The organism is Sphingomonas sp., from assembly GCF_019242355.1.
In the GTDB taxonomy this organism is placed as follows: Bacteria; Pseudomonadota; Alphaproteobacteria; order Sphingomonadales; family Sphingomonadaceae; genus Sphingomicrobium.
In genome coordinates this window covers 1-2,526 of sequence record NZ_JAFAVR010000010.1, presented here as the reverse complement: position 1 = coordinate 2,526, position 2,526 = coordinate 1, and the positions used below count along the sequence as shown (strand labels likewise).

3 protein-coding genes are annotated in these 2,526 nt (G+C 65.2%); 1 reads left to right on the top strand and 2 read right to left on the bottom strand.

Annotation, left to right across the window (positions count from 1 at the left end; translation table 11 throughout):
- Window positions 1-222: hypothetical protein (locus JOZ79_RS00295; RefSeq protein ID WP_294068986.1), on the bottom strand; the 222-nt coding region annotated here is incomplete at its 3' end.
- Window positions 223-400: 178 nt separating this feature from the next.
- Here JOZ79_RS00295 and JOZ79_RS00290 point away from each other — a divergent pair.
- The gene (locus JOZ79_RS00290) at window positions 401-1,363 is read left to right on the top strand and encodes a LysR family transcriptional regulator (protein WP_294068983.1); all 963 of its coding nucleotides are present in this window, start codon (window positions 401-403) and stop codon (window positions 1,361-1,363) included.
- Window positions 1,364-1,387: 24 nt separating this feature from the next.
- Here the strand turns inward: JOZ79_RS00290 and JOZ79_RS00285 are convergent.
- Window positions 1,388-2,526, bottom strand: a 1,139-nt coding sequence (locus tag JOZ79_RS00285; protein WP_294068980.1) for an FtsK/SpoIIIE domain-containing protein, incomplete at its 5' end; no start/stop codon positions are given.

Here is a 2,526-nt window from a genome sequence, read left to right as displayed (position 1 = left end):
GATCTCGGGCTTCGTCAAGGTCGAGTGCTTCTGGTAATACTCGCCCGTGGGGACGATCGTCTTCGAGAGCGTCGGGTTCGCCAGCCAGATGCGATGCGGCCCAGGGACGAGGCCGCGCAGGCTTTTGGTGAAGTCGTAGGCGTCCTTCATCTGCTCGGACATGTCTGCAACCGGGGTCTCGCGAAAGCGGCCGAAGGTGCCGAAATCCTGATCGTCGCTCATGCCGATAATGCTCCTTCCTGGGTCGCCGCATACAGGCACTCGGCATTCACGGATGGTCGCTGGCGTCGAGAAGCGCCCCTGCGGCTCGCTATGAGATAGCCGGAGACCTCGCCGGAACCAGACGGCTACATCAGGCGCTCTCGCATGTTGATTATTCACCAAATGAATGAACGCTCTCGTGCTCACCACCGACCGGTTCGACCTCCTGCGGCTGTTCGTTCGCATCACCGAGACAGGGCAGATCTCGGAAGCGGCACGGTCCTTGGGCATGTCACAGCCATCAGCCAGTCGCCTGTTGAAGCGGCTGGAGGAACTGACGGCGGCGCAACTCGTCGAGCGTTCGCCGCACGGCCTGGCGCTCACCGCGGCCGGCCGTCACTTCCTCGGGTCGGCGCGCGCGTTGCTGAACGATTGGCATCGCGCGGTCGATGCGTTGAAGGTCGATAATGATGCCATATCGGGTCACATTCGGATCGCGGCGCCCATAGCAGTTGGCCAAGGTTTTCTGGCCGAGATCGTCGCGCGTTTCCTCAACCGCCATCCGGACATCCGTATCGACTGGGAGCTGCGCGATGACGCGGTGGACGTCGCCTCCGCCGGTTACGACCTATGGATCCGGGTCGGAGAGATCCACCGCGACGACTTGATCGTTCGCGAGATCTATCGCGTCGAACGAGCACTCGTAGCGACGCCGGACTTCTCGCCGGCGGAGCATCCACGCGAACTGCAGTCGGCGCGAGCCGTGCGACTCCGGACGTTCGTCCCCGGCGCGATCGAACTGGTGAACGACGCCGGCGAGGCTTATGTGCTGCGTCAAGCGGCGGTGTTCACCACGGACAATCTCTACGCGGCGCGCACTGCCGTGCTGGCGGGCGTTGGCTATGGCGCTCTGCCGCTCTGGTGCATCCAGCCGGAACTGCGCCGCGGTGATATAGTGCAGGTGGTTGCGAAGTGGCGACCGCGCCCTGTTACGCTCTCGCTTGCCAATACCCCCAGCAGCAATCGCTCGGCGCGCATTAAGGCGCTCGTAAATCATATCCGCGCCGAGCTCAGCAGCGATGCGGGGCTCGGCATCGTCTTTCTGAGGGAGGTGGGCGCCCTAGCGTCGGTCGCGCGGCTCGGCACAGGCGGCGCCGGCTGAACGATGTATCATCCTGCTGGCCGATTACTCCTCGTCGTCCGCCGTACGCCGCGTCAGCACCTCGCGCTTGCCGACGTGGTTGGCCGGGCTGACGACGCCCTCCTTCTCCATCTGCTCGATCAGCTTCGCCGCGCGGTTATAGCCGATGTTGAGGTGACGCTGGATGAAGGACGTCGAGGCCTTGCCCTCGCGCGAGACAAGCGCCACCGCCTGGTCGAACAGACCCTTCTCGCCCTCGCCCGCCGCCGCGATGCCGCTGAGCGCCGGGTTGGCGCCGTCGTCGCCGGACTCATCCGCCTCAGTCACGTCGTCGATGTAGGACGGCTCTCCCTGCGCACGGAGGAAGGCGACGATCTCCTCGACCTCGCGGTCCTCCACGAACGGACCGTGGACGCGCCCGATCCGCCCGCCGCCCTGCATGTAGAGCAGGTCACCCTGGCCGAGCAGCTGCTCCGCGCCTTGCTCGCCCAGGATCGTGCGGCTGTCGAACTTGCTGATCACCTGGAAGGAGATGCGTGTCGGGAAGTTGGCCTTGATCGTGCCGGTGATGACATCGACGCTCGGCCGCTGCGTCGCCATGATGACGTGGATGCCCGCCGCCCGCGCCATCTGCGCGAGGCGCTGCACCGTCACCTCGATGTCCTTGCCGGCGACCATCATCAGGTCTGCCATCTCGTCGATGATGACGACGATGAAGGGCAGCGTCTCCAGCGGCAGCTTCTGCTCCTCGAACGTGGGCTTGCCCGTCTCGGCGTCGAACCCGGTCTGCACCCGGCGCGTGACGATCTCGCCCTTCGCGCGCGCCTCGGCAACGCGCTCGTTGTAGCCGCCGATGTTGCGCACGCCGAGCTGGCTCATGGCGCGGTAGCGCTTCTCCATCTGGCGCACGGTCCACTTGAGCGCCGTCACCGCCTTGGCTGGCTCCGTGACAACGGGCGCGAGCAGGTGCGGGATGCCTTCATAGACCGACAGCTCCAGCATCTTGGGGTCGATCATGATAAGCCGGCACTGGTCGGGCGAGAGCCTGTAGAGCAGGCTGAAGATCATGGCATTGATGCCGACCGACTTGCCCGATCCTGTCGTGCCGGCGATGAGCAGGTGCGGCATCCGGGAGAGATCGGCGATGATAGGCCGCCCCTCTATGGTCTTGCCCAGGGCGAGGG